The 23,927-nt window shown below is 66.1% G+C and carries 27 protein-coding genes, 2 tRNA genes and 1 other RNA gene; 8 read left to right on the top strand and 22 right to left on the bottom strand.

Translation table 11 applies throughout. From position 1 onward, the window contains the following. Positions 1 to 12: 12 nt before the first annotated feature. Positions 13 to 462 carry a bactofilin family protein gene (locus tag XarjCFBP7645_RS19140; RefSeq protein ID WP_104538708.1) on the bottom strand — a complete coding sequence of 150 codons (450 nt, stop codon included), beginning with the start codon at positions 460 to 462 and terminating at the stop codon, positions 13 to 15. Between the two features lie 3 nt (positions 463 to 465). Then, a complete protein-coding gene (locus XarjCFBP7645_RS19145; RefSeq protein WP_104538709.1) occupies positions 466 to 1,203 on the bottom strand; it encodes a DUF6776 family protein in 738 nt (245 codons plus the stop codon). Positions 1,204 to 1,331: 128 nt separating this feature from the next. On the opposite strand from XarjCFBP7645_RS19145, the gene XarjCFBP7645_RS19150 reads away from it, so the two are divergent. The 3 genes from XarjCFBP7645_RS19150 to XarjCFBP7645_RS19160 are packed head-to-tail and all read left to right on the top strand — an operon-like array spanning position 1,332 to position 6,235. After that, entirely contained in the window at positions 1,332 to 1,958 is a 627-nt protein-coding gene (locus tag XarjCFBP7645_RS19150; RefSeq protein WP_047126184.1) for a DUF4126 domain-containing protein, read from the top strand. Positions 1,959 to 1,996: 38 nt separating this feature from the next. Next, the gene (locus tag XarjCFBP7645_RS19155; RefSeq protein ID WP_181126389.1) at positions 1,997 to 3,928 is read left to right on the top strand and encodes an EAL domain-containing protein; all 1,932 of its coding nucleotides are present in this window, start codon (positions 1,997 to 1,999) and stop codon (positions 3,926 to 3,928) included. Positions 3,929 to 3,967: 39 nt separating this feature from the next. Then, positions 3,968 to 6,235: an ATP-binding protein gene (locus XarjCFBP7645_RS19160; protein ID WP_104538878.1), complete on the top strand. Its 2,268-nt coding sequence runs from the start codon at positions 3,968 to 3,970 to the stop codon at positions 6,233 to 6,235. Between the two features lie 4 nt (positions 6,236 to 6,239). On the opposite strand, the gene XarjCFBP7645_RS19165 is transcribed toward XarjCFBP7645_RS19160, so the two are convergent. The 4 genes from XarjCFBP7645_RS19165 to XarjCFBP7645_RS19180 form a co-directional block, all read right to left on the bottom strand. Next, positions 6,240 to 6,315, bottom strand: a non-coding RNA gene (locus XarjCFBP7645_RS19165) — sX9 sRNA. 60 nt (positions 6,316 to 6,375) lie between these two features. Further along, a complete protein-coding gene (gene bfr / locus XarjCFBP7645_RS19170; RefSeq protein ID WP_005990707.1) occupies positions 6,376 to 6,846 on the bottom strand; it encodes a bacterioferritin in 471 nt (156 codons plus the stop codon). A 325-nt stretch (positions 6,847 to 7,171) separates the two neighbouring features. Beyond that, positions 7,172 to 7,381, bottom strand: coding sequence for a (2Fe-2S)-binding protein (locus tag XarjCFBP7645_RS19175; protein ID WP_024938191.1), 210 nt, complete (start codon positions 7,379 to 7,381; stop codon positions 7,172 to 7,174). 80 nt (positions 7,382 to 7,461) lie between these two features. Continuing rightward, positions 7,462 to 8,079 (bottom strand): RNA pyrophosphohydrolase, encoded by a 618-nt coding sequence (locus tag XarjCFBP7645_RS19180; RefSeq protein WP_104538710.1) that lies wholly within the window; start codon positions 8,077 to 8,079, stop codon positions 7,462 to 7,464. A 118-nt stretch (positions 8,080 to 8,197) separates the two neighbouring features. Between XarjCFBP7645_RS19180 and XarjCFBP7645_RS19185 the strand changes: the two genes are divergently transcribed. Continuing rightward, a tRNA-Met gene (locus XarjCFBP7645_RS19185) sits at positions 8,198 to 8,274 on the top strand. Positions 8,275 to 8,326: 52 nt separating this feature from the next. After that, positions 8,327 to 8,400: transfer RNA gene (locus XarjCFBP7645_RS19190), tRNA-Gln, on the top strand. Positions 8,401 to 8,606: 206 nt separating this feature from the next. Here the strand turns inward: XarjCFBP7645_RS19190 and rpsI are convergent. Together rpsI and rplM are read right to left on the bottom strand one after the other, a co-directional pair. Next, positions 8,607 to 8,999, bottom strand: a complete 393-nt coding sequence (gene rpsI, locus XarjCFBP7645_RS19195; protein WP_016902423.1) for a 30S ribosomal protein S9 — start codon at positions 8,997 to 8,999, stop codon at positions 8,607 to 8,609. Between the two features lie 2 nt (positions 9,000 to 9,001). Continuing rightward, positions 9,002 to 9,430 (bottom strand): 50S ribosomal protein L13, encoded by a 429-nt coding sequence (gene rplM / locus XarjCFBP7645_RS19200; RefSeq protein ID WP_003483082.1) that lies wholly within the window; start codon positions 9,428 to 9,430, stop codon positions 9,002 to 9,004. Positions 9,431 to 9,611: 181 nt separating this feature from the next. Here rplM and coq7 point away from each other — a divergent pair, with 181 nt between their 5' ends. After that, positions 9,612 to 10,265 carry a 2-polyprenyl-3-methyl-6-methoxy-1,4-benzoquinone monooxygenase gene (gene coq7 / locus XarjCFBP7645_RS19205; protein WP_104538711.1) on the top strand — a complete coding sequence of 218 codons (654 nt, stop codon included), beginning with the start codon at positions 9,612 to 9,614 and terminating at the stop codon, positions 10,263 to 10,265. A 261-nt stretch (positions 10,266 to 10,526) separates the two neighbouring features. Here coq7 and XarjCFBP7645_RS19210 read toward each other — a convergent pair whose 3' ends face one another. Continuing rightward, complete coding sequence (locus tag XarjCFBP7645_RS19210; RefSeq protein ID WP_003483069.1) at positions 10,527 to 10,841, bottom strand: DMT family transporter; 315 nt, start codon at positions 10,839 to 10,841, stop codon at positions 10,527 to 10,529. 164 nt (positions 10,842 to 11,005) lie between these two features. Continuing rightward, complete coding sequence (gene speD / locus XarjCFBP7645_RS19215; RefSeq protein ID WP_005990692.1) at positions 11,006 to 11,800, bottom strand: adenosylmethionine decarboxylase; 795 nt, start codon at positions 11,798 to 11,800, stop codon at positions 11,006 to 11,008. 137 nt (positions 11,801 to 11,937) lie between these two features. Here speD and crp point away from each other — a divergent pair, with 137 nt between their 5' ends. Then, a complete protein-coding gene (crp, locus tag XarjCFBP7645_RS19220) occupies positions 11,938 to 12,630 on the top strand; it encodes a cAMP-activated global transcriptional regulator CRP (RefSeq protein ID WP_024938194.1) in 693 nt (230 codons plus the stop codon). 232 nt (positions 12,631 to 12,862) lie between these two features. Here crp and XarjCFBP7645_RS19225 read toward each other — a convergent pair whose 3' ends face one another. From XarjCFBP7645_RS19225 to rpe, 11 genes are all read right to left on the bottom strand, one after another. Further along, positions 12,863 to 13,579 carry a haloacid dehalogenase-like hydrolase gene (locus XarjCFBP7645_RS19225; RefSeq protein ID WP_047126188.1) on the bottom strand — a complete coding sequence of 239 codons (717 nt, stop codon included), beginning with the start codon at positions 13,577 to 13,579 and terminating at the stop codon, positions 12,863 to 12,865. Continuing rightward, positions 13,572 to 14,444 (bottom strand): indole-3-glycerol phosphate synthase TrpC, encoded by an 873-nt coding sequence (trpC, locus tag XarjCFBP7645_RS19230; protein ID WP_429001474.1) that lies wholly within the window; start codon positions 14,442 to 14,444, stop codon positions 13,572 to 13,574. Before trpC ends, XarjCFBP7645_RS19225 begins: the two co-directional genes overlap by 8 nt. 58 nt (positions 14,445 to 14,502) lie before the next feature. Beyond that, on the bottom strand, positions 14,503 to 15,540 hold the full coding sequence (gene trpD / locus XarjCFBP7645_RS19235) for an anthranilate phosphoribosyltransferase (RefSeq protein WP_047126190.1): 1,038 nt from the start codon (positions 15,538 to 15,540) through the stop codon (positions 14,503 to 14,505). A 116-nt stretch (positions 15,541 to 15,656) separates the two neighbouring features. After that, positions 15,657 to 16,289, bottom strand: coding sequence for a flavin reductase family protein (locus tag XarjCFBP7645_RS19240; RefSeq protein WP_104538712.1), 633 nt, complete (start codon positions 16,287 to 16,289; stop codon positions 15,657 to 15,659). 175 nt (positions 16,290 to 16,464) lie between these two features. After that, positions 16,465 to 17,043, bottom strand: a complete 579-nt coding sequence (locus XarjCFBP7645_RS19245) for an anthranilate synthase component II (RefSeq protein ID WP_104538713.1) — start codon at positions 17,041 to 17,043, stop codon at positions 16,465 to 16,467. 10 nt (positions 17,044 to 17,053) lie between these two features. Further along, positions 17,054 to 17,215, bottom strand: coding sequence for a hypothetical protein (locus XarjCFBP7645_RS21765; RefSeq protein WP_181126390.1), 162 nt, complete (start codon positions 17,213 to 17,215; stop codon positions 17,054 to 17,056). 27 nt (positions 17,216 to 17,242) lie between these two features. Beyond that, the gene (locus tag XarjCFBP7645_RS19250) at positions 17,243 to 18,304 is read right to left on the bottom strand and encodes a threonine aldolase family protein (protein WP_104538714.1); all 1,062 of its coding nucleotides are present in this window, start codon (positions 18,302 to 18,304) and stop codon (positions 17,243 to 17,245) included. Then, positions 18,304 to 19,779, bottom strand: coding sequence for an anthranilate synthase component I (trpE, locus tag XarjCFBP7645_RS19255; RefSeq protein WP_104538715.1), 1,476 nt, complete (start codon positions 19,777 to 19,779; stop codon positions 18,304 to 18,306). The genes XarjCFBP7645_RS19250 and trpE overlap by 1 nt, the downstream gene beginning before the upstream one ends. Before the next feature lie 256 nt (positions 19,780 to 20,035). Continuing rightward, entirely contained in the window at positions 20,036 to 20,965 is a 930-nt protein-coding gene (gene yegS, locus XarjCFBP7645_RS19260; RefSeq protein WP_047126200.1) for a lipid kinase YegS, read from the bottom strand. A 233-nt stretch (positions 20,966 to 21,198) separates the two neighbouring features. Continuing rightward, positions 21,199 to 21,690, bottom strand: coding sequence for a GNAT family N-acetyltransferase (locus XarjCFBP7645_RS19265; RefSeq protein ID WP_047126201.1), 492 nt, complete (start codon positions 21,688 to 21,690; stop codon positions 21,199 to 21,201). Then, positions 21,687 to 22,358 (bottom strand): ribulose-phosphate 3-epimerase, encoded by a 672-nt coding sequence (gene rpe, locus XarjCFBP7645_RS19270; protein ID WP_047126702.1) that lies wholly within the window; start codon positions 22,356 to 22,358, stop codon positions 21,687 to 21,689. Before rpe ends, XarjCFBP7645_RS19265 begins: the two co-directional genes overlap by 4 nt. Positions 22,359 to 22,480: 122 nt before the next feature. On the opposite strand from rpe, the gene XarjCFBP7645_RS19275 reads away from it, so the two are divergent. Then, positions 22,481 to 23,320 (top strand): outer membrane protein, encoded by an 840-nt coding sequence (locus tag XarjCFBP7645_RS19275; protein WP_047126202.1) that lies wholly within the window; start codon positions 22,481 to 22,483, stop codon positions 23,318 to 23,320. Positions 23,321 to 23,446: 126 nt separating this feature from the next. Here the strand turns inward: XarjCFBP7645_RS19275 and XarjCFBP7645_RS19280 are convergent, their stop codons facing one another. After that, the gene (locus XarjCFBP7645_RS19280) at positions 23,447 to 23,776 is read right to left on the bottom strand and encodes a J domain-containing protein (protein ID WP_047126203.1); all 330 of its coding nucleotides are present in this window, start codon (positions 23,774 to 23,776) and stop codon (positions 23,447 to 23,449) included. Between the last annotated feature and the right edge of the window lie 151 nt (positions 23,777 to 23,927).

The following is a 23,927-nucleotide window of genomic DNA, read 5'->3' on the forward strand; positions in this document are numbered from 1 at the left end:
CGGGGCCACGCCCTAGGCGTCGGCAGTTTCGGCCCGCAAGGCCTTGACCGGCTCGGCACAGCCGGCCTCCGGCGCCGGCAATGCGGCGGTCGCGCCAGCGGTGGCGGCATGGATCAGGCGGCCGGTGAGCTGCGCGCCGGCGCTCATCTCCACCACCTGGTAATGCACATTGCCCTGCACCCGCGCGTTGGCGGCCAGTTCGACCCGCTCGGCAGCATGCACATCGCCGGTCAGCTGACCGTTGATGATCACCACCGGCGCGCGCACCTCGCCCTCGATGCTGCCCTGCTCGGCCACCGTCAAGGTGGCGCTGGCGCCGTCTTCGGCAATCACCTTGCCCATCACGCGGCCTTCCACATACAGCCCGCCGCTGAACATCAGGTCGCCGCGGATGACCACCTGCGGCCCGATCAAGGTGTCGACCACGGTCTGCGCACCACGGTTGGATTTGTTTCCGAACATGAGCTACTCCCCCGCGCCATTCCCGGCGACTTTCCAGTCGAATGTCTGAGTGACCGGCGCCCCATCGCCGCTCAGGAGGATTTTGACACGTTGCGGAGTGAATTCCTTCGGCAGGATCACACTGCCGTCCAATTGCTGGAAATAGCGGAACGAGTACGGCTGCCCGGCCGCGTCAGGCCTCTGGTGCAGCTCGTTCCAGCTCACCGTGACCAGTTTGCCGGCACGCACGCCCTCCACCACAAAGCGCAGCTGGCCCTGGCTGATCGCACCGCGGTTGAGGTTCTGGGTCAGCACCACGCTGTAATTCCAGGTGCCGCCGGCCTCGGCGGTGAATTGCACCGAGTGCGCGTTGAGTCCCTTGCGTTGCGCGGTGGAGCCCACCAGGCGCTCGTAGAACGCCACATCCGCGCGCAGCGCGGCGATCTGCTCGTCGCGCTCGGCCAGCGAAGCCTGCACCTCGGTATTGGCGGCGCGGCTGATCTTGTCGGACATCGCCAGGTTGACCTGGCGCTGCTGCAACTGCGCGATCTGCCGACGCTGCTGGGCCTGGCTGCGCTGCGCCCGCTGCAGCGCAGCCTCGGCCTCGACCAGACGCGGCGCCGCAGTGCGGCTGGCCATCCACCACGCCCCGCCCAACGATGCCAGCCACGCCAGCGCGATCACCAGCCACAGCCAGCGGCCGCTGAAACGCCCCCCCCCGGCGTCACGTTGGACGATCTGAACGCGTGCTGCTGGTCGCATGGGCATCGGGTCCGGACGGGCCGGCGCAGTCATGGGCGGCGTAGTGTGCCAGAGCGTCGGCAACCGTCGCGCTGGCGCTGGACCGGCGGTTATCCGATAGTTCCGTATTGTTCGCAGGAAGCAACGCCATGAGCGAAGCACATCTGTTCGTGATCGGCATCCTGCTGGCTTGGCTGGCCGGCATCCGTGTCTATCTGACCGTGTTCGGTGTCGGCCTGGCCGGCCTGCTCGGCTGGATCGAGCTGCCCCCCGCCTTGCACCCGGCACAGTCGTGGTGGGTGCTGGGCACGTCCGGTGCACTGGCGGTGGCCGAATTCTTCGCCGACAAGATCCCCGGCGTGGATTCGGGCTGGGATCTGCTGCAGACCCTGGCACGCGTCCCGGCCGGCGCCTTCCTGGCCGCGGCCACGCTGTCGCCGGACGGTGACCTAAGCACGGGCGTGCTGGCCGCCGGCGCCGGTGTGGCGCTGACCAGCCATACCCTCAAAGCCGGCACCCGCGCCTTGCTCAACACCTCGCCGGAACCGGCCAGCAACTGGGTCGCCTCGTTGGCAGAAGACACCATCGCCACCGCCGCGCTGGCGCTGGCATTGGCGCACCCGTGGCTGGCACTCGGTGTTGCGGTGGGTTCCAGCGTGCTGGCCACGCTGGTGGTGTGGTGGGTGTGGCGATGGCTATGGCGGGGCATGCGCCGGCTGGTCGCACCGATGCGCTCTACCACCACGCCGGCTGCACGTCGCTCCCCGCTATCGTGAAGTTCATCGCATAATCATCGCGACTGCAGGGAGTATCGATGGCCGCCCGAGATCCGGTTCCTTTCACCCGTGACGACACTGCCACGCGTAATCGTCCATTGCGCGCCGAGACGCCGCCGGCGGACTACTGGCGCCGCTGGGCCGACGAGGCCGCGGTGACGTCCAACGATGCCGAGCCGGTGAGCGCGGCCATCATTCCGGCACCTGCGTTGGCTGTCGCCCACGCATCGATCGTTCCGCTGGCAGCGCAGGCCGTCGCAACAGGCAGCACCGCCCACTCGACTGGCGCGGCGGCACGCGACGGCGGTGACAACGTCGCCGCCGATGCGCCGTACCGCGTGCTGATCGTCGAGGACGATCGCTCGCAGGCGCTGTTTGCGCAGAGCGTGCTGCACGGCGCCGGCATGCATGCGCAGGTGGAAATGACCGCCGCCAGCGTGCCGCAGGCGATCCAGGACTACCACCCGGATCTGATCCTGATGGACCTGCATATGCCCGAGTTGGACGGCATCCGCCTGACCACCCTGATCCGCCAGCAACCGGGCCAGCAGTTGCTGCCGATCGTGTTCTTGACCGGCGACCCGGATCCGGAACGTCAATTCGAAGTGCTCGACAGCGGCGCCGACGATTTCCTGACCAAGCCGATCCGCCCACGTCACCTGATCGCCGCGGTGTCCAACCGCATCCGTCGCGCACGCCAACAGGCGCTGCAGCAGGCCGGCGAACAGGTCAGCGTGCGCAGCAATCCGGAGACCGGCTTGCCGACGCGCGGTCATGTGATGGAACTGCTGGCCGATGCGCTGGCGCGCAAGCAGGCCGGTGGCCTGTTCTTCATCGAAATCGCCAGCGCGCTCGGCCTGCGGGAGCGCTACGGCTATGCCGCCTACGAGCGCCTGATGACCCAGGCCGGGCATCGCCTGGCCAGTGCCGGGCACCCGTATCCGCTGGCGCGCCTGAACGACAACAGCTTCCTGCTGCTGGGCGCGGACATGCCCGAATCCAGCCTGGAACAGCACGCGCTGGAAATCCGCCAGCGGCTGTCAGCCAACGCCTTCCCGGTGCGCGAAGAAGAATCGGTCCACGTGCGCTGCGCCATCGGCGTGGCACCGTTGAGCCTCGGCTTCGACGACACCGGCAGCGCGCTGGAAGCGGTCGAGCGCACCGCGCTGCAGGCCCGCCTGCGCAGCGACGGTGTGCAGGCCTATCTGGCCCCCAGCCAGGCCGAACAACAGGAGCAACTGCGCCTGGTCGAAGGCCAGCTGGAACTGGCGTATCAACCGATCGTGGCGGTGGCCGGCGGCGACACTGCGCAGTACCAGGTGCTGCTGCGGTTGCGCCAGGCCGACGGCACGCTGCTGTCGGCCGGCCAGGTGATTCCTGCCGCCGAAGCGGCCGGACGCATCGCCGATCTCGACCAGCAGGTCATGGACCACGCGCTCGGCCTGCTGCATCTGCACCAGCATGCCCATCCGCCGCTGCGCCTGTTCGTGTCGCAGTCGCCGCGCACGCTGGCGCGCGATGCCTTCGCCGACTGGTTGCTCAAGGCGCTGGTCGAACGCGGCGTGGCCGGACAATCGCTGATCGTCGACCTGCGCCTGGACGATGCCCTGATCCACGCAGTCACCGTGCAGCAGTTCTGCGCCAAATTGATGCCGGCCGGCGTGCAGTTCTGCCTGAGCCAGTTCGAGCCCGGCGACGAGGCCAATGCGCTGCTGAGCCAGTTGCCGCTGAGCTTCGTGCGCATGGCCAACCGTTTCGCCGATGCCCATGGCAACGCTGCAGTCCGCGATGAACTGCGCGGCGTGATCGATATCGCCCATCAGCGCGGCCTGTTGATCATTGGCCAACGCATCGAAGATCCGCAGGCGGCCGCGGCGATGTGGATGAGCGGCGTGGACTTCATCCAGGGCAACCTGGTGCAGACGGTGGGCAAGGAGCTGGACTTCGACTTCACAAACGCGGTGCTCTGAGTGACAGCGCAGGCAGGAGGCCTTCGCGCCTGCAGCAGTCTGGCCACGCTGACCGCGCTGGTTGCAGCGCTGGGAGCGGGCCTGCAGTGGTGGGCCATCGACGGACCGTGGCGCGCAGTGACGGCGGTCTCTGCAGCGCTGGCAGTGGTGTTCGGTCTATGCACCGCGGCTGGGGCCTACCGCAGTGCGCGCGCGCAGCACGCCCTGTCGCGACGTCTGGAGGACGCCGACGTCGCCTGTGAGCGCCTGCAGCAGGAACTGCAGCGCCACGGCGAGCTCGAGCAGGAACTGGTGCGCGCCAAGCAGGCCGCGGAGGCCGCCACGCTGGCCAAGGGTGAATTCCTGGCTACCATGAGCCACGAGATCCGCACCCCGCTCAACGGCATCATTCCGATGCTGGACCTGATCTCGCGCGGTCAGCTCAGCCTGGACCAGCGCGACATGCTGCAGACCGCCACCGGTAGCTCACTGCAGCTGCTGCGTATCGTCGACGACATCCTCGACTACTCCAAACTCGAAGCCAACAAGCTCGAACTGGAGATCACCACCTTCAATCTGCGCGAGTTGCTCGGCGGCGTCGTGCAGCTGTTGCAGCGCACCGCCGAAGGCAAGCAACTGCGCCTGGGGCTGGATATCGAGCCGTCGGTGCGCCTGCTGGTGCGCGGCGACCCGATCCGCCTGCGCCAGGTGCTGGGCAACCTGATCGGCAATGCGATCAAGTTCACCGAACGCGGCAGCGTCGACATCCAGCTGCGTCGCCTGGGCGAGACCCGCGCCCAGCATCTGCTGCGCTTCCAGGTGCGCGACACCGGCATCGGCATCGCCCCGGATCAGCAGGCGCGCCTGTTCCGCTCCTTCGCACAGGCCGACGCCTCCACCACGCGCCTGTACGGCGGCACCGGGCTGGGACTGGCGATCTGCAAACGCATCATCGATCTGATGGGCGGCCGCATCGGCGTGGAGTCCGAGCCCGGGCGCGGCGCCACGTTCTGGTTCGAGATTCCGCTGCTCAAGGTCATCGGCGACCTGCAGCACAACACCGGCGCAGATACCGCCCGGGTGCTGGTGATCAGTTCCGACATACGCCTGTCGCAACGCCTCAAGCGCCTGCTCGACAGCTGGGGCGTGTCGCACGTGCTGATGGAAACCACCCAGGAAGCGCTGGAGCGGGTGCGTCGCCACAGCGACAGCGAAGGCTTCCGCTGCGTCATCGCCGACCACGACACGCTGCGCTACAGCGCGCGCGCCGTGCATCGCGCGCTTGCCCGCCCGGACGACCTCAGCGGCTCGCACCTGATCTGGCTGTATGGCGACGAGCCGGTGCCTGCCGAGCTGCAGGACAACGCCACCCTGGTATCACGCCAGAGCCCGGACGAAACCCTGCGCTCGCTGGTGCTGCCACCCGATCCCAAGCCGGCCCACGCGGCCACGCTGGCTGCGGCGATGATTCCCGAGCCGATGGCGCCGGCGCAGGCCAATCCGCGCGAAGTGCGCATCCTGCTGGTGGAAGACAACCCGGTGAACCTGCTGGTCGCGCAGAAGCTGTTGGCCGTGCTCGGCTTCGACGCCGACACTGCCACCGATGGCGAATCCGCGCTGAGCAGCATGGAGTCCACCCGCTACGACATGGTCTTCATGGATTGCCAGATGCCGGTGCTGGACGGCTATGCCGCCACCCGCCGCTGGCGCGCGATGGAAACCGAAAGCGGCGGCCGCCCGATCCCGATCGTTGCGATGACCGCCAACGCCATGGCCGGCGATCGCGAACGCTGCCTGGCCGCCGGCATGGACGACTACCTGTCCAAACCGGTCGCCCGCGAGCAGCTCGACGCCTGCTTGCAACGCTGGCTGCCGCGCCAGCCGCTGCTGCCTGGTCCGACCACTGGCAGCCCAGCCGCAGTCGACCCCGAAAGCACCAGCAGCACCGCGCATGCGCGCGCCCTGCCGATCCTGGACAACAGCGTGCTCGATGAGCTGTACGAGGTGGCGGGCACGGACACCATCACCATCCTGCAGCTGTTCCTGGAAGATGCGCCAGGCATCATCGAACAACTGGAAACCGCTGCCGCCAACCGCGACAGCATGCAGCTGCGCGATCTGGCGCATACGCTCAAATCCTCTAGCGCCAACGTCGGCGCCCAGGCGCTGGCCAATGCCGCGCGCCGGATCGAACTGGCCGCGCGTACCGGCACCATCGAACGCCCCTCGGTGATGGTGGCGTTGGTCATCGCCGAATACGCACGCGCCCGCCTGGCACTGCTCGGCCAGGTCGCGCGCCTGCAGACCAAGACCCGCGCCGCCCGCTAGGAGCAGCTGACAAGACGTAGCGAGCGGCCGTCAGGCGGGTGCGGACGACACGCAAGCGCCGAAGCGTGCGAGTGGTACATGCCGATTCCAGCACCGAACGCGCCCGCCTGACGGCTGCGCAGCAGTTCGATCGGCGGCCCTCAATCGTCCAGCTTGGTCAACAGGTAATTCGGCTCGCCGATGCGCGCTACCAGATCCAGCTGCGTTTCCAGCCAGTCGATGTGCTCTTCTTCCGACTCCAGGATGTCCACCAGCAGCTGACGGCTCACGTAGTCGTTGACGGTCTCCGCATAGGCCACGGCCTCGCGCAGCACGGCAACCGCCTCGCGCTCCAGCGCCAGATCGCAGCGGAACATCTCGGTGGGGTTCTCGCCGATACGCAGCTTGCCCAGCGCCTGAAAATTCGGCAGTCCTTCGAGAAACAGGATGCGGTCGGACAGCTTGTCCGCATGCTTCATCTCGTCGATGGATTCCTTGTACTCATGCTCGGCCAGTTCTTTCAGGCCCCAGTTCTTCAGCATCTTGGCGTGCAGAAAGTACTGGTTGATCGCAGTGAGTTCGTTGTAGAGCACCTTGTTGAGGTACTCGATGACCTTGGTATCGCCCTTCATGCGATGTCTCCGAGACAGTGAGCCGGCCGCACTGTAACGCGTTGCCGCGGCGCATGAAGGAACGCGAATCGTGATCAGTTGCGCGACGCCTGCCCGATCCCCGACCGCCGTCATGCGGCCTGCCGCAAGAGCGGAGCGTGCCTCGATCGTTCGCCGAGCACCCGCTGCAGACTGCCGATCGCACTGCATTCGGTCCCGAACCGACTGCGTGGCCGGCAGCCACGAAGACGACCTGTCGACAGCGCTTCGGTAGCGCGAGGAAGGGAAAGCTTCAGCAGGAGCCAGCAGCCCCGGCAATCCGCCATGACAGCGCGCCGGAGGACGCTCAGGCAGCGCTGGCAAGTCCCAGCATGGGCAGCGGCAGGGCGCGGCTTGCATGGGCCTGGCTCAGCACGTCGCCCGCCATTTCCAGGCACGAGCCACAGTTCGAACCACAGCCGGTGCGCATGGTCAGCTCGGCCAGGCTGGCGCAGCCATTCTCGGCCGCTTCGCGGATCTGGTGGTCGGTGACCCCATTGCAGATGCAGACGTACACGGTATCGGTCGGGTGCTGACGATCCGGAAAGGACCGGCACTGATTGCACCGCAAACGAGAATAGGTGTCAATTCCAAACGTTAATCATTATTAATCCGCACCACACGAGCCCCGCCCCGCTTGCGTGGACGCTTGCGTGGGCTGTCGTGCCCGGCCGCACTGCTGCCCGGCAACCAGGCCTCCAGCGCACGCTCGGGCATCACCCCGACCGCCGCCGAGCCAGCGATGGTCTGTGCCAGTGGAGCCAGATGACGCAGCGCGCGCGCATAGACCCCGCGCTTGAACATCACCACATGCTCGACCGGATACCAGAAATCCACCCAGCGCCAATGATCGAACTCCGGCGTGTCGGTGTGGTCGAGCTTGAGATGGGATTCGTGGCCGGTGAACTGCAGCAGGAACCACACTTGCTTCTGGCCAATGCAGACCTGACGCTCGTTGCGCCGTACAGCCCGGCTGGGCAGGCGATAGCGCAGCCATCCGGGAGTGGCACCGAGCAATTCGACATGCTCGGGCAACAACCCGGTTTCTTCGCGCAACTCGCGGTACATGGCTTCTACGGGTGTCTCATCGGTATTCATGCCACCTTGCGGGAACTGCCAGCCGTCCCTGCGCACACGTCGTGCCCAGAACACCTGACCATCCTCTCGCATCAGCACGATGCCGACGTTTGGCCGGAAACCGTCCGGATCGATCACGATGCGGACTCCTGAAAATCTACTGTCACCGACTCTGCCACGGCGAGGGCCGGCTCACAAGCTGAAAACGAAATGCTTGACAACACGCGGGCGCTTGGTAAGAATTACCGGCTCCCTAGGCTATGTAGCTCAGCCGGTTAGAGCACAGCACTCATAATGCTGGGGTCGGTGGTTCGAGTCCACCCATAGCCACCAAGGTGTTCATGCGCGTGCAGGCATGCAATAATCTCGGCCCAATACGTTTTATTGCCCCGTCGCCAAGCGGTAAGGCACCTGACTCTGACTCAGGCATCGGTGGTTCGAATCCATCCGGGGCAGCCATACACAAAAGGCCCGATCTGACGATCGGGCCTTTTTTGTTGCCCGATCACGCCCATTGGGATTCGCGTAGCCCTCGCCACACAGCACGTCGCAGACCGCCGCTTGCAGGCTCCCGATGCACCGACCCTAAAAACGACAAAAGCCCGGCATGGCCGGGCTTTTGAAGCAGGCGCCCCGGCGAACCGGAACGCAGCAAACGCGATGGATCAGCGCTTGGAGAACTGGGTCGCGCGACGGGCCTTGTGCAGACCGACCTTCTTACGCTCGACTTCGCGGGCGTCACGGGTCATGAAGCCAGCCTTGCGCAGCTCGGACTTCAGGGTTTCGTCGTACTCGACCAGCGCACGGGCGATGCCCAGACGGATCGCACCGGCCTGACCGGTGGTGCCGCCGCCGGAGGCGGTGACCAGGATGTCGAAGCTTTCGGTGTTCTTGGTGAGTTCCAGCGGCTGACGCACGATCATGCGCGCAGTCTCACGGCCAAAGAACTCGTCCAGCGGACGGTCGTTGACGGTGATGTTGCCGGTACCCTTGCGCAGGAACACGCGAGCGGTGGAGGACTTGCGGCGGCCAGTGCCGTAGTTTTGCGTGATAGCCATGATTAGATATCCAGAACTTGCGGCTGCTGGGCGGCGTGCGGATGCTCGGCACCCGAATAGACCTTGAGCTTGCGGTACATGGTGCGGCCCAGGGGGCCCTTCGGCAGCATGCCCTTGACGGCGATTTCGATCACGCGCTCCGGATGGCGCTGCAGCGCCTGCTCCAGGCTCTCGGTCTTCAGGTTACCGATGTAGCCGGTGAAGCGGTGATACTTCTTGTCTTTCAGCTTGTTGCCCGTGACCACGATCTTTTCGGCATTGATCACCACGAGGTAATCGCCGGTATCGACGTGCGGGGTATAAACCGGCTTGTGCTTGCCGCGCAGACGGCGAGCCAGTTCGGTGGACAGACGGCCGAGCGTCTTGCCGGCGGCGTCAACGAGATACCAGTCGCGCTGGACGGTCTCGGACTTGGCGGTGAACGTAGTCATGAGAAAACTCTTGAGTGGTCGGGCGGATTGCAGCGGCAATGACCGCTGGAACTTTGCCACGCGTTGTGAAGGCGAAACAGAAGAGGCGGGATTGTACGGGACGGCACAAGGCCACGCAAGTCGCCGGCCGGCCGGCGCTCTGGCGGTTGGCAGCGGCTCGGTCCGGGGCCAGAATCGGCACATGACCCAGATCTCCTCTTTCCGACTGCATAGCCCGCTCGACCGGCTGCTGGTCGAAGCCCAGCGCGCGCTGGACACGGTATTCGGCAATCCGCCCGCCGAGCGGCCCAATCCGGCCGCCGACACTCCCGACGTCGCGCTGGAACCGGACCAACGTCGCCACGCTGCCGGGTTGATGCGGATCAACCACGTCGGCGAGGTCTGCGCACAAGGCCTGTACTTCGGCCAGGCCGCCGTCGCCCGCGACGCCCACACCCAGCACCATCTGCTGGAGGCCGCGCAGGAGGAAACCGACCATCTGGCCTGGTGCGCGGACCGCCTGCACGAGCTGGATAGCCGCCCCAGCCTGTTCAACCTGCTCTGGTACGCCGGCAGCTACGCCCTCGGCGCCCTGGCCGGGTTGCGCGGCGACGACTGGAGCCTGGGCTTCGTGGTCGAGACCGAGCGCCAGGTAGAAGCCCATCTGGACGAACACCTGGAAACCCTGCCGGAGGTCGACCAGCGCAGCCGCGCGATCCTGCGCGTGATGAAGATCGACGAGGCGCGCCACGCCGATCAGGCCGAACAGGCCGGCGCGCGCATCCTCCCGCCCCCGATACCCGGCGCCATGGCCCTGGCCTCCAGGCTGATGAAAGCGGTGGCGTACCGGCTGTAGCCGGTGGGATTGGGGATTGGGGATTGGGGATTGGCTGGCGGCTGGCGGCGCCTTAGCAAACCAAGCCCCACACCTCGCAACACTCAACTGGAGCAGAGCCCCCTTTGTTAAGGGGGCGCGCCAAGCGCGCGGGGATAGGATGCTACGAAGTGGGGCCCAAGATTTGCGTAGCAAATCTTGGGGGTCAGGCCCACGTAGTGGGACTGACTACGAGGGGCAGGCCCACGCAATGGGACTGACCACACGCGGGCCTGACAACCACTACCCAACCAACTTCAATCCGATCACCCCGGCCACGATCAGGCCGATGCAGGCCAGACGCGACCACGACGCGCTGTCGCCGAACAGGGCGATGCCGGCGATTGTCACGCCCAGCGCACCGATCCCGGTCCAGATCGCATAACCGGTGCCTACCGGAATCGTCTTCAGCGCCTGCGTCAGAAACCACAGGCTGATACCCGCCAGACCGATCGTCAGCACGGTCGGCCACAGGCGGGTGAAGCCGTCGCTGTACTTCAGGCCCATGGCAAAGCCGATTTCGAACAGGCCGGCCAGCAGCAGATAGATCCAGGGCATCGCATCACTCCTCAACTTGAAAAACGCACAAAAAAAAAGCGGCCCAGTGTCTGCACACTGGGCCGCCGTCGGCTGTGGAACGCGAGGTCATCGCGTGGCGGGCCGTCCCGCCTTGATTCTTCGCGCGCCTGCAGGCAGGTCGCACAACAGCTCGCTCGCTGCGCTTATTCGCTCAGGTTACGCCCGTGGAACAGTTCTTCGATCTCGCGCTTGAGCAGCGTTTCGATCTTCATGCGCTCCTTGAACGAGAGGTTCTTGGCGCGCTCCTCGAACAGGTACTGGTCCAGGTCGAAGTCCTTCAGGTGCATCTTGGTGTGGAAGATGTTTTCCTGGTAGACGTTCACATCGAACATCTCGTAGCGCGACTTCACGTTCTTGGCGAGGAAGTGCTGGATCGAGTTGATCTTGTGGTCGATGTAATGCTTCTTGCCCTTCACATCGCGGGTGAAGCCACGGACGCGGTAATCCATGATCACGATGTCCGACTCCAGACTCTCGATCAGGTAGTTCAGCGCCTTCAACGGCGAGATCACACCGCAGGTGGCGACGTCGATGTCGGCGCGGAACGTGGCGATGCCTTCCTGCGGATGCGTCTCGGGATATGTATGGACAGTGATGTGGCTCTTGTCCATATGAGCGACCACGGCATCGGAGATCAGCTCCTTGCCGGCCTGCTTCTTGTCGATGACGGGCTCTTCCGAGATCAGGATCGTGACCGACGCGCCCTGCGGATCGTAGTCCTGACGTGCGATATTGAGGATGTTGGCGCCAATGATCTCGGCAACATCGGTCAGGATCTGCGTCAGACGATCGGCGTCGTACTGCTCATCGATGTATTCGATGTAGCGCTGACGCTCCTCTTCGGTACGCGCGTAACAGACGTCGTAGATGTTGAAGCTCAACGCCTTGGTGAGGTTGTTGAACCCCTGTAGCCTCAGGCGAGGCAACGGCTTGACCACGTCGGTCTGTCCTTATGGAAGGCGGGAAAGGAAACAATTATGAGCCAAAGATCCCAGCAACGAAATGCCGATGTTAAGAATGGTTTACCTTGCATGACTCATGCCGTTAAGCTTCAAGAACTACACGCGGAACTGCCATGAGCCCAGGAAACACGACGGTTGTCACTACGACGGTACGTAACGCTACCCCTTCTCTGGCGCTGGACGCGGGCACGATCGAGCGTTTTCTGGCGCACAGCCATCGCAGGCGCTATCCGACCCGGACCGATGTGTTCCGGCCAGGAGACCCGGCTGGCACCCTCTACTACGTGATCAGCGGCTCGGTGAGCATCATTGCCGAGGAAGATGACGATCGTGAGTTGGTGCTGGGCTACTTCGGTAGCGGCGAGTTCGTCGGCGAGATGGGGTTGTTCATCGAATCCGATACCCGCGAGGTGATCTTGCGCACCCGCACCCAATGCGAGCTGGCCGAGATCAGCTACGAGCGGCTGCAGCAGCTGTTCCAGACCAGTCTGTCGCCGGATGCGCCCCGCATCCTGTACGCGATTGGCGTTCAGCTGTCCAAGCGGTTGCTCGACACCACAAGGAAAGCCAGCCGCCTGGCGTTCCTGGACGTGACCGACCGCATCGTGCGCACCCTGCACGATCTGTCCAAGGAGCCGGAAGCGATGAGTCACCCGCAGGGCACCCAGCTGCGCGTGTCGCGGCAGGAATTGGCACGGCTGGTGGGCTGCTCGCGCGAAATGGCCGGGCGCGTACTCAAGAAGCTGCAGGCCGACGGCCTGCTGCATGCACGCGGCAAAACCGTCGTGCTCTACGGGACCCGCTAAGCGGTGGCGGTCGCGGCTGGTGCAGCACTGCACCAGCCGCAGGTTGAACCGCATGTCGCACGGCATGCGGGCTGATGCAGTCCGGCACGCTCGGCCACCGACTGCCGGGCATGTCGACGGCCCGGCATCCATTGCTGCCGCCAGGCATCGGAGCTAACGGGAATCACGCAGCTTGTTGCAGCCGTGCCTGGCTGGAGCTGCGCACGAAGCGCGCCGCTACCGGCGCCAAGCGCTACAGCGCCTTGCCACCGCGATCGCGACATCCCCAGTTGAGGATCGGCGTGCCCGCAGGCAACACTTGCCGGAACAGCGCTTCGCGATTGACCTTCGGATTGACCACCACCGGCGCACGCGCCGCCTTCAGCAACGGCAGATCCGCAGTGCTGTCCGAATAGGCAATGGCGATGTCGGCATAGCCGCGCTCGCGCAGCATGCGCATCTTCTCTTCGTTGTGGCAGTGCCGTCGCGCAGTGACAGCACCCAGGCGAGGGCCGACCAGGCTGCCGATCACCGGCACGTCCTGATGCGCGACAAAGCCGAGAATCGCGCGTGCCAGTTCCGGCGGCGCGCCGGTGGCCACCACCACACGGTCGCCGGCAGCGCGGTGATCGGTGAACACCTTCAAGGCGTGCGGCAACAAGCGCTGCCGGATCTGCGCTTCATGCTTGAGCACGTATGCATCGATGAAGCGGTTGAACTCGCGCGTGCGGTGCAGACCGAAGGTCGCGATCCACACATAACCGGACACGCCGCGGCGGCGGGTCGGCAGCATCGCCACCATCGGGCCGAGGATCGGTGACGCCAACAGCGCCACCAGCAGACGCAACGGGTTGCGCTTGATCAACCAGGCGAACAGATGGCTGCCGGAGTCGCCGTCATACAGCGTGTGGTCGAAATCGAAGACCACCAGCGGTGCGTCGTCGCGCGGAATGGGATACGCCTCAGTCATGCGCGAAGAATAGCTGACGCAGCGCCTCGCCGGGTTCGGGCGCGCGCATGAAGGTCTCGCCGACCAGAAACGCGTTCACACCGTGGCCGCGCATCAATTGCACATCGGCCGGAGTGACGATGCCGCTTTCGGTGACCAGGATGCGGTCGCGCGGCACGGCGGCGCGCATGTCCAGGGTGGTCTGCAGCGACACCTCGAAGGTGCGCAGGTTGCGGTTGTTGATGCCCACAAGCGGCACCGGTACCTGCACCGCGCGCTCGAGCTCGTCGATGTCGTGCACTTCCACCAGGACGTCCAGGCCCAGTTCCATGGCCAGGCCGGAGAGCTCGGCCAGCTGCGCATCGTCCAGTGCCGAGACGATCAGCAGGATGCAATCGGCGCCGAGCACGCGCGCTTCGTAGACCTGGTAGGGGTCGACGGTGAAGTCCTTGCGCAGCACCGGCAGCGTGCAGGCCTCGCGCGCCTGGCGCAGATAGGCATCGGCGCCATGGAAGAAGTCCACATCGGTCAGCACCGACAGGCAACTGGCGCCGCCGAACTCATAGCTGACCGCGATGTCGGCCGGGTGGAAGTCGGGGCGGATCACGCCCTTGGACGGGCTGGCCTTCTTTACTTCGGCGATCACTGCCGGCTCGCCGGCGGCGATGCTGGCCTGCATGGCGGCGGCAAAACCGCGCGTGAGCGGCAGGTCGGCGCTGCGCGCAATCAGCTCGGCCAGCGGCACGCGCGCACTGCGCTCGGCGATTTCTTCGGCCTTGCGGGCGAGGATGGTGTTGAGGATGTCGCTCATCGTATCGGGTCCTGGCGGGCGGGCATTATCGGTCAAGACGGCCGCAACTGACCGCCACGCGCCAGCGATCAGCATGCCAGCGGTATTGTGGGATGCCGACGCGTGCTTGCCGGCGCATGGCGGTGGACAGCGATCAGGACTGCAGGGCGGCCTGTCGGGTGAAGGCGACGTAGGCGTCCAATCTTGCACGCGCCGACCCATCGGCCAGGACCGCACGCGCACGCACGACGCCGTCGGCGATGCTGTCGGACACCCCTGCCACGTAAAGGGCCGCACCGGCATTGAGGGCGACGATGTCCAGCGCCGGGCCGGGTACATTGTCCAGCACCTGCAGCAGCATCGTGCGCGACTGCGCGGCATCGGCCACCTTGAGGTTGCGGCTGGCCGACATGGCGATGCCGAAATCCTCCGGATGCACTTCGTACTCGCGCACCTGGCCATCGCGCAGCTCGCCGACCAGGGTGCCGGCGCCCAGCGAGAGTTCGTCCATGCCATCGCGCCCCCACACCACCAGCGCGCGCTCGGCGCCGAGTTCCTGCAGCACGCGCGCCTGGATGCCGACCAGATCCGGATGGAACACGCCCATCAGGATGTTCGGCGAGCCGGCCGGGTTGGTCAGCGGGCCGAGGATGTTGAAGATGGTGCGCACGCCCATTTCGCGACGCACCGGCGCCACCACCTTCATGGCCGGGTGATGCACCGGCGCATACATGAAGCCGATACCGGTCTGCGCCAGCGCGGCGGCGACCTGCTCGGGCTGCAACTCGATCGCCGCGCCCAGCGCCTCCAGCGCATCGGCACTGCCGGACTTGGAAGACACGCTGCGGTTGCCGTGCTTGGCGACCTTGGCACCGCCGGCGGCGGCCACGAACATCGCGCAGGTGGAGATGTTGAAGGTATGCGAGCCGTCGCCGCCGGTGCCGACGATATCGACCATGTGCCGGCGATCACCCACTTCCACGCGACGCGAGAACTCGCGCATCACCGTGGCTGCGCCGGCGATCTCGCCGATGGTTTCCTTCTTGACCCGCAACCCGGTGAGGATGGCGGCGACCATCATGTCGGAGACCTCGCCACGCATGATCTGACGCATCAACTCGACCATTTCGTCGTGGAAGATTTCGCGGTGTTCGATGGTGCGTTGCAGGGCTTCTTGCGGGGTGATGGGCATGGACGAGGACCGTGACAAAACGTGAGAAGGATGTGCGGGAGCGAGGTTGATCGATCAATCCTGGCGATGCAGGCGCAAACGGCGGCAATGCCATGCAGCGATGCGGCGCGCGGCGCTCACTGGCCCGGACGCCGCATGCGGAAGCGCGCCTGCGCCTGCACCTCGAAATAATCGGCGGCACCGCCCGCGCGCAGAATCGTCTGCACGGCTGCGGGATCGTAGATACCGTCCTGCAGCGCCGCGTGCGCCAGATGCACGCCGACCACTTCGCCCAGGACCAGCCAGGTTTCGATGGCCTGCCCGCCTGCGCTCTGCAGCGGCAACAGCTGGCTGAGCCGGCATTCGAAACTGACCGGGCTGGCCGCCACACGCGGGGCACCGATCAGCCGCGACGGCGCCATCTGCAAGCCGGCCAATGCGAACTCGTCGACCTCCGCCGGCACCATCGCCGCACTGGCATTCATCGCCTCGGCCAATGGGCGCGTGGCCAGGTTCCAGGTGAACTCGCCGGTGGCTTCGATATTGCGCAAGCTGTCCTTGCGGCCGATGCTGGCGAAGCCGACGATCGGCGGCACGTAGTTGAACGCATTGAAGAAGCTGTAAGGCGCCAGATTGGCGACGCCCTCGGCGCTGCGCGAGCCGATCCAGCCGATCGGCCGCGGACCGACGATGGCGTTGAACGGATCGTGCGGCAGACCGTGGCCCTGGCCTGGTTCGTAGAAGTGGAAGCTGTCGCTGGCGGTGCTCATCGTGATCCGGGTGCAGGCATGAACGAAGCGAGGTGGGAAACCCGCCGCACGGCGACGCGCGGGTGACTGCGGGTACTGCGCGCGTGGGCCGCCGGTGCAGCGATGGTGCTGACGACTGCATCGAGACTGACGAAGGTTGCAGCGACACTGGCGACGTGCGCGGTGCGCATTTCGATCAACGCTGCAGGAAGTTTTTCAGCAAGGCTTGACCGTGCTGGGTCAGGATCGATTCGGGATGGAACTGCACGCCTTCGACCGGAAACTGGCGATGGCGCAGGCCCATGATCTCTTCGATCGAGCCATCCGGATTCTCGGTCCAGGCAGTGACTTCCAGCGCCTCGGGCAAGGTGGTCTTGTCCACTACCAACGAGTGGTAGCGGGTGGCCTCGTAGCTGTCCGGCAGGCCGGCGAACACGCCCTTGCCCTGGTGGCGGATCGGCGAGGTCTTGCCATGCATGATGTTGCCGGCGCGAATCACATCGCCGCCGTAGACCTGCCCGATGCTTTGATGCCCCAGACACACGCCCAGGATCGGCGTGGTCGGGCCCAGCTGCTCGATCAGCTGCAGCGAGATACCGGCCTCGTTCGGGGTGCACGGGCCAGGCGAGATCACGATGCGCTCGGGCCTGAGTGCGGCGACCTGATCGACGCTCATCGCATCGTTGCGCACCACCGTGACCTCGGCACCCAGGGCCTGCAGGTACTGCACGAGGTTGTAGGTGAAGCTGTCGTAGTTGTCGAGCATCAGCAGCATGGCAGGGGACTCATTGCGCGATCAGGAAGACCGCATAGATGTTTTGGGTGAAGGTCAGGCTGCCGGCTTCAGGTGACTCTGCGATCGGCGATGGCGCGGCATGACTACCACGCACCTGACCAGCATCGAGCGAACCGGGATAGGCAAAATTTCGGCGTTCGAGTTGCTTCATCTGTTTCGCTCCCTCTGGTGCGCATGCTTACGGCACGCCGCGATGAAGCGCGGCAACATCCGCGCAGAGCCGGTCGACCGACGCGGCCGTGGTCGCCCACGAGGTCACGAAGCGGATCACATGACTGCCATCGGTGCGCACTTCCCAGCGCTCGAAGTCGTAGCGATGCGCAAGTTGTGCGGCCTGCTGCGCACTGACGGCGATGAACTGCTGGTTGGTCGGCGAGTCGCTGGTGAACTGCGCGCCAGCGGCCAGCAATCCTGCGCGCAGTCGCTGCGCCATCGCGTTGGCATGCGCAGCCAGCTCGAAGAACAGGCCATCTTCGAACAAGGTGGCAAACTGCACCCCCAACAGCATGCCCTTGGCCAGCAGCGCACCGCGTTGCTTGATCAGATAGCGGAAGTCGGCCTGCAAGTCGGGATTAACGATGACCAGCGCTTCGCCGAGCAAGGCGCCATTCTTGGTGCCGCCGATATAGAACGCATCGGTCAGCGCGGCAATGGCGGGCAGATCCAGATCGTTGCCATCGGCGGTCAGCGCGGCGCCCAGGCGTGCGCCATCCAGATACAGCAGCAGGTCGCGCGCGTGGCAGAAACGCGACAGCGCATCAAGTTCGGCACGGCTGTAGATGGTGCCGCTCTCGGTGCTGTTGGAGATGTAGACCAGGCGCGGTTGCACCATGTGCTCGTTGGCGTGCACATCCAGCACTGGCTGGATCAGCGCCGGCGTCAGCTTGTCGTGCGGCGCGGGCACTGTCAGCACCTTGTGGCCGGTCGCTTCGATGGCGCCGGTTTCGTGCGTGGCGATGTGCCCTGCCTCCACCGCGATCACCGCCTGATGCGGGCGCAGGAACGCCGCGATCGCGGTCAGGTTGACCTGGGTGCCGCCGACCAGCAGATGCACATCGGCCTGCGCCTGCGCGACTGCGCTGCGGATCAACGCAACCGCACGCGCGGTGTGGCGATCGGTGCCGTAGCCGGCGTTCTGCTCGGCGCTGGCCTGCGCCAGCGCCTGCAGCAGGCGCGGATGCGCGCCCTCGCTGTAGTCGTTGCGGAAGCTGATGCGCGCAGCGCTGCCCTGCCCGACCATCACAGCCCCTTGGCCGCCTGCGCAACCGCACGGAACAGCGCGCGGCCCTTGTTCATGGTCTCCTGCCATTCCAGATCCGGGTCGGAGTCATAGACCACGCCGCCGCCGGCTTGCACGTACAGATAACCGTCCTGGATCACGGCAGTGCGGATCGCGATGGCGGTATCGGCATCGCCGTGCCAGCCGATGTAGCCGACCGCGCCGGAATAGACGTTGCGCTTGACCGGCTCCAGCTCGCGGATGATCTCCAACGCGCGGATCTTCGGCGCGCCGCTGACGGTGCCGGCCGGAAACGTCGCACGCAGCACGTCGCTGTAGTTCAGGCCGGCCTTGAGCGTGCCGGTGACCTCGCTGACGATGTGCATCACGTGGCTATAGCGTTCGATCACGAACTGCTCGCCGACCTTGACCGTGCCCGGTTCGGCAACGCGGCCGACATCGTTACGACCGAGATCGATCAGCATCACGTGCTCGGCGCGCTCTTTCGGATCGGCCAGCAGCTCGGCTTCCAGCGCCTTGTCCTGTTCGGGCGTGGCACCGCGCGGACGGGTGCCGGCGATCGGCCGCACGGTGACCACGCCATCGCGCAGGCGCGCCAGGATTTCCGGCGAGGAGCCGACCACCTGGGTGCCACCGACGTCGAGAAAATACATGTACGGCGAGGGATTGAGCGCGCGCAGGGCGCGATACACATCCACCGGACGCGCACGGAACGGCACGCGCAACCGCTGCGACGGCACCACCTGGAAGATGTCGCCGGCGCGCACGTATTCCTGCGCCTTGCGCACCACCGCGTGATATTCCTCGCGGGTGAACGAAGAGTGGAAGTCCGACTCGTCGATCGCATCGGAAATCTGCGCCTGCGGATACCCGGCACCGCCCTGACGCAGGCGGTGCGCCAGTTCGTCCAGACGCCGGTTGGCGCGCACATAGGCCTGCGGCTGGCGCGGGTCGGCGTGCACGATCAGGTACAGGCGGTCCTTGAGGTTGTCGAACACCGCCAGCTCTTCGGACAGCATCAGCAGGATGTCCGGGGTGCCCAGCTCGTCGGGTTTGTCGCCACTACCCAGGCGCGGTTCGATGTACTGGATGCACTCGAAACCGAACCAGCCGACCAGCCCGCCGGTGAAACCGGGCAGGCCGTCGAGCTGCGGCACCGAATGTTCGGCGCGCAAGGCGTCCACTTCGGCCAGCGGGTCGGCGACCTCGCGGGTTTCCAGCACGTCACCATGCTCGCTGATTTCCAGCGTATGCCCGCGGAAGCTGTACACGCGCCGCGCCGGCAGGCCGATGATGGAATAGCGCCCGAAGCGTTCGCCGCCTTCGACCGATTCGAACAGATAGGTGTAGGCGCCGTCGGCGAGCTTCAGATAGACCGACAGCGGCGTGTCCAGGTCGGACAGCACTTCGCGGACGACGGGGATACGGGTGTGACCTTCAGCGGCCTGGCGCTGGAACTGCTCTGCAGTGATCAAGACGACTTTCCTTCCGGGACTCTGTGGCGGGGCGGACGACGGCAACGGGCCACCATCGCCACCAGCGGCGAGCGGAAGAGAAGGAGCGTGGAGTCGTCAGGCGGGACACACGGCTACTGTAGCGCAACTGCCGCGCCAGGGCAGCAGGCGCAAGGCGAAAGCCAAGCAAATTGCGAAGCCGGCTGGCCAGCCTGGCCGCCGTACAACCAGCCCACGCTCTACCGATTCCCCAATCCCGATTCCCGATTCCCCGCCCTCAAGCGCTCCGCAACGGGCACTCCAGCGGCAAATGCATCCGCAACCGCGCCGGCACGCATTCGGTACGGAAATGCAGCGAGGTTTCCGGCTCGCCATCCAGGTTCAAGGTCAGCGGCTGATGCGAGACGATTTCCAGCCACGGCAGCCGCGCGCGCACGGCCACACGTTCCAGCGCGGCTTGTTTGCCCCCGGTGACCAGTGTGCCGAGAGTGGCGGCCACCTCGCCATTGAGCGCGGGCACGATGGTGACGTCGAGCAGCCCATCATCGATCAAGGCCTCCGGACACAGCGCCTGGCCGCCGCCGGCCTGACGTCCGTTGCCAAGGCCAAGTGCGATGAACTCGCCTTCCCAACTGAAATCCGGGCCGCTGAAGCGGGCGCTGATCGGGTCGATCCGGCCCAGGCGCGACATGCCGGTGATCAGATACGCCAGGCCGCCCAGCATCTTCTTCAGGCCCTCGTCGGTTTCGACAGTGACCTGGGTACCGAACCCGCCGCTGGCGACGTTGGCGCACCAGTGCGGGCCGTGCTCGGCGTCGATGCGCAGCAGGTCGATCGGTTCGGCGGCGCGCTCGGCGATCAGGGTCAACGCGCCGAGCGGCTCGATCGGCAGATTGGCAGCGGTGGCGAAGTCGTTGGCGGTGCCCAACGGCACCAGGCCCAGCGATGGCAGCGTAGCGGCATCGGCCGTGTGATGCGCCAGCGCGGCGGCCACTTCGCTCAAGGTGCCGTCGCCCCCGGCCGCGATCACGGTGTGCACGCCGTCGGCAACCGCTTCGCCGACATAGCGCTCGGCATCGCCGTCTTCCCACGTGACCCGAACGTCGAGCCGTATGCCACGCGTGCGCAGCGTTCCCACCGCCTCACGCAGGTCCGGATTGTCGGTGGACTTGCCGTTGAGGATCAGACGCCAGTGGGACGCGGCCATGCACGCTGCCAATGCTGTGAGGGTGGTGGACGCAGGCTAGCAGCGGCCTGCTGCGTGCATCGTGAATACGCGACGTCGCAGGGCTGTCATCGGCATGTCATCGATGACCCGGAGAGTGGAAGGCCATAGCAGGGACGACGGGCGGAGGCAGGATCAGCCTCCAATTTTCCTGAAGGCCGCTCCCGTGGGAGCGGCCTTCTTCTTGCGTGCAACGGCTGCGCGGCAGGCCGCGCTCAGGCGCCAGCGGCGAAGGCAGCCAGGCGCTCGCCGTCGAGCCGGTAGACCGTCCAGCCGTCCATCGGCTGCGCACCGGCTGCCTGATAGAACGCGATGGCCGGCTGGTTCCAGTCCAGTACCGACCATTCGAAACGCCCGCAGCCACGCTGCACGGCCAACCGGGCCAGATGCCGCAACAACGCCAGGCCGGCCCCCTGCCCGCGCGCCTGCGGACGCACGAACAGGTCTTCCAGATACAGGCCATTGCGGCCGAGCCAAGTCGAGTAATTGAAGAAATACACCGCAAATCCCAGCGCCTGGCCGTTTTGCTCGCAGATCAGCGCATGCGCGGTGGCGCCGTCGCCGAACAGGCTGACGCGCAAGTCCGCCGGGCTGGCCTTGACCGCATCGGGCTCGCGCTCGTACACCGCCAGTGCGGTAATCAGCTCGTGCAGCAGCGCCACATCGTCGGGCGTGGCGGCGCGGATCTGCAGCGCGGGCTCGCTCATCGCACCGCATCCACCGCCGCATGCATCTGCGCGATCACCTGCGCATAGTCGGGCGCATTGAAGATGGCCGAGCCGGCGACGAAGGTGTCGGCACCGGCGGCAGCGATCGCGCCGATGTTGTCGGCCTTGACCCCGCCATCGATCTCCAGCCGGATCGGCTTGCCCAGGGCATCGATCCTGTTGCGGATGGCACGCACTTTCTCCAGCGCCGAGGGAATGAAGGCCTGCCCGCCGAAGCCGGGATTGACCGACATCACCAGCACCAGGTCCAGCTCGGGCAGCACCCAATCCAAGATATCCACCGGGGTGGCCGGGTTGAGCACCAGGCCGGCCTGGCAGCCGTGCGACTTGATCAGCTGGATCGTGCGGTGCACATGGCGGCTGGCTTCGGGATGGAAGCTGATGATGGTGGCGCCGGCCTCGGCGAAGTCCGGCACGATGCGGTCCACCGGCTCGACCATCAGATGCACGTCGATCGGCGCAGTGATGCCGTGCTTGCGCAGCGCCTGGCACACCATCGGGCCGATGGTGAGGTTGGGCACGTAATGGTTGTCCATCACGTCGAAGTGCACCCAGTCGGCGCCGGCCTTCAGAACGTTGTTCACTTCCTCGCCCAGACGGGCGAAATCGGCGGACAGGATGGACGGGGCAATCGCCGTCGGTTGCATGGGCAGCTCGTCAAAGAACGGGGAACGCATTGTCGCAGGCGCGCACAGCCAGTGCATCCGCAACGGGCCAGCCTGCGTATGCACCTGACCGGCGCACCGCGCCCTTTCGCCAAGGACACCGCATGAAGACCACCGCGCTCGCCTCCGCTGCGCTTGTTTTGATGGCCCTCGCCCCGTCCGCCTGGGCACAGACCGGCCCGGCCGACTGGTCGGGTTTCTCGATCGGCGCCACTGTCGGCGGTGCCGACGTCAGCGGCGTGTCCGGCGGCCGCTTCGGCTTCGACACCAACCTGGACGGCCGCGACGGCGACCAGGTCAGCACCCCGACCGGTGCCGATGCCTTCTCGCCCGGGTTCTGCGGCGGCGCGGCGGCCGGGCGCACCCCGGCCAGCGGCTGCAGCAAGGACAAGGGCGGCGCCGAATACGGTGCGCGGCTGGGCTACGACTGGCAGGCCGGCAACTGGGTCTACGGCGTGGTCGCCGAGTACACCCGCAACGATCTGCGCGACAGCGTCAGCGCCTTCAGCACCACCCCGGCGTTCTACACCTTCACCCGCCAGCTCAACCGCACCGCCGCACTGCGCGGCCGTATCGGTTATGCCTTCGGCGCGCAGGGCGACGTTCTGGCCTATTTCACCGCCGGCGTGGCACGCGGCGAGTTCGACCACAGTTTCTCCAGCAGCAACACCGCCAACAGCTTCACCAGCAGCGGCGGCGATAGCGCCGACGGTTACCAAGCCGGCCTGGGCCTGCAGCGCCGCTTGAGCGACAACGTCTCGGTCGGTGTGGAGTACCTGTTCACCCGCCTGCAGGACGAAGACACCCGCGTGCGGGTCGGGCCGGGCACCGCGCCGGCGACCAGTCCGTTCCTGCGCGTCAATCCGGCCGGCACCGATCTGCGCCGCAGCGATACCGACTTGTCGTCGAATGCGGTGCGCCTGACGGCGACCTATCGCTTCTGAGTCCTGGCGCCTGCGTGACCACGCCTGACCTGCAACGGGTCGGGCGTCTTTTATTGGTGGCGCCAATGCAGATCCTGGTGCAGGCCGCCATATCGCCTGGCGCCGAGATCTGGGCGCAGGGCTGGATCAGCGTTTGCGCAGGCGCTGGATCCGATCGTAGGCCGCATTGATCTGGCTGGCCTTCCTCTCCGCCTGGCGGCGTGCTTCCGGCTCGGCGTTGGCCACCTTGTCGGGGTGGTAGCGCGACATCAGCCGGCGGTAGGCCAGATCGATCTCGGCAGTGGTGGCGTCCGGCTCCAGTCCCAGCGCTTCGTACGGGTTCTCGGCGCGGCGCTTGAACCAGCCGGCATCCACCGCATGCCCGATCGCCAGGCCGATCATCAATCCGACCACCGGCGCGCCGCGGAACAGCAGGGCGCCGGCCAGGGCGCCGAGCAATTTTCCGTACCAGGACATGGGCGATCGGGGGCAGGAGGCGGGGCTGGCGATCTTACCCGAACGCCCGCCCGGCCTGGCTGACGCGGCCTGCACGCGGCCGCCCAGGCCGGGCCCAATAAATACAGCGGCGCACGCCGAAGCGCCGTACACTACGCGGCCCGCTGCCCAC

The organism is Xanthomonas arboricola (assembly GCF_002940665.1).
GTDB classification, from domain to species: Bacteria; Pseudomonadota; Gammaproteobacteria; order Xanthomonadales; family Xanthomonadaceae; genus Xanthomonas; species Xanthomonas arboricola_B.

What these genes read in the sequence shown, in the direction of transcription:
- bfr (WP_005990707.1), bottom strand. Translation starts at nt 6,846, where the DNA reads ATGAAGGGCGATACCAAGGTCATCGAGTACCTCAACAAGGTGCTCTAC.
- crp (WP_024938194.1), top strand. Translation starts at nt 11,938, where the DNA reads ATGAGCCCAGGAAACACGACGGTTGTCACTACGACGGTACGTAACGCT.
- XarjCFBP7645_RS19150 (WP_047126184.1), top strand. Translation starts at nt 1,332, where the DNA reads ATGAGCGAAGCACATCTGTTCGTGATCGGCATCCTGCTGGCTTGGCTG.
- XarjCFBP7645_RS19280 (WP_047126203.1), bottom strand. Translation starts at nt 23,776, where the DNA reads ATGTCCTGGTACGGAAAATTGCTCGGCGCCCTGGCCGGCGCCCTGCTG.
- XarjCFBP7645_RS19250 (WP_104538714.1), bottom strand. Translation starts at nt 18,304, where the DNA reads ATGGTCGGGCAGGGCAGCGCTGCGCGCATCAGCTTCCGCAACGACTAC.
- trpD (WP_047126190.1), bottom strand. Translation starts at nt 15,540, where the DNA reads ATGCCCATCACCCCGCAAGAAGCCCTGCAACGCACCATCGAACACCGC.
- yegS (WP_047126200.1), bottom strand. Translation starts at nt 20,965, where the DNA reads ATGGCCGCGTCCCACTGGCGTCTGATCCTCAACGGCAAGTCCACCGAC.
- XarjCFBP7645_RS19225 (WP_047126188.1), bottom strand. Translation starts at nt 13,579, where the DNA reads ATGACTGAGGCGTATCCCATTCCGCGCGACGACGCACCGCTGGTGGTC.
- XarjCFBP7645_RS19140 (WP_104538708.1), bottom strand. Translation starts at nt 462, where the DNA reads ATGTTCGGAAACAAATCCAACCGTGGTGCGCAGACCGTGGTCGACACC.
- XarjCFBP7645_RS19275 (WP_047126202.1), top strand. Translation starts at nt 22,481, where the DNA reads ATGAAGACCACCGCGCTCGCCTCCGCTGCGCTTGTTTTGATGGCCCTC.
- XarjCFBP7645_RS19265 (WP_047126201.1), bottom strand. Translation starts at nt 21,690, where the DNA reads ATGAGCGAGCCCGCGCTGCAGATCCGCGCCGCCACGCCCGACGATGTG.
- XarjCFBP7645_RS19210 (WP_003483069.1), bottom strand. Translation starts at nt 10,841, where the DNA reads ATGCCCTGGATCTATCTGCTGCTGGCCGGCCTGTTCGAAATCGGCTTT.
- XarjCFBP7645_RS19145 (WP_104538709.1), bottom strand. Translation starts at nt 1,203, where the DNA reads ATGCGACCAGCAGCACGCGTTCAGATCGTCCAACGTGACGCCGGGGGG.
- XarjCFBP7645_RS19245 (WP_104538713.1), bottom strand. Translation starts at nt 17,043, where the DNA reads ATGCTGCTGATGCTCGACAACTACGACAGCTTCACCTACAACCTCGTG.
- trpC (WP_429001474.1), bottom strand. Translation starts at nt 14,444, where the DNA reads ATGCTGATCGCTGGCGCGTGGCGGTCAGTTGCGGCCGTCTTGACCGAT.
- XarjCFBP7645_RS21765 (WP_181126390.1), bottom strand. Translation starts at nt 17,215, where the DNA reads ATGAAGCAACTCGAACGCCGAAATTTTGCCTATCCCGGTTCGCTCGAT.
- XarjCFBP7645_RS19240 (WP_104538712.1), bottom strand. Translation starts at nt 16,289, where the DNA reads ATGAGCACCGCCAGCGACAGCTTCCACTTCTACGAACCAGGCCAGGGC.
- coq7 (WP_104538711.1), top strand. Translation starts at nt 9,612, where the DNA reads ATGACCCAGATCTCCTCTTTCCGACTGCATAGCCCGCTCGACCGGCTG.
- XarjCFBP7645_RS19155 (WP_181126389.1), top strand. Translation starts at nt 1,997, where the DNA reads ATGGCCGCCCGAGATCCGGTTCCTTTCACCCGTGACGACACTGCCACG.
- rplM (WP_003483082.1), bottom strand. Translation starts at nt 9,430, where the DNA reads ATGACTACGTTCACCGCCAAGTCCGAGACCGTCCAGCGCGACTGGTAT.
- rpe (WP_047126702.1), bottom strand. Translation starts at nt 22,358, where the DNA reads ATGCAACCGACGGCGATTGCCCCGTCCATCCTGTCCGCCGATTTCGCC.
- rpsI (WP_016902423.1), bottom strand. Translation starts at nt 8,999, where the DNA reads ATGGCTATCACGCAAAACTACGGCACTGGCCGCCGCAAGTCCTCCACC.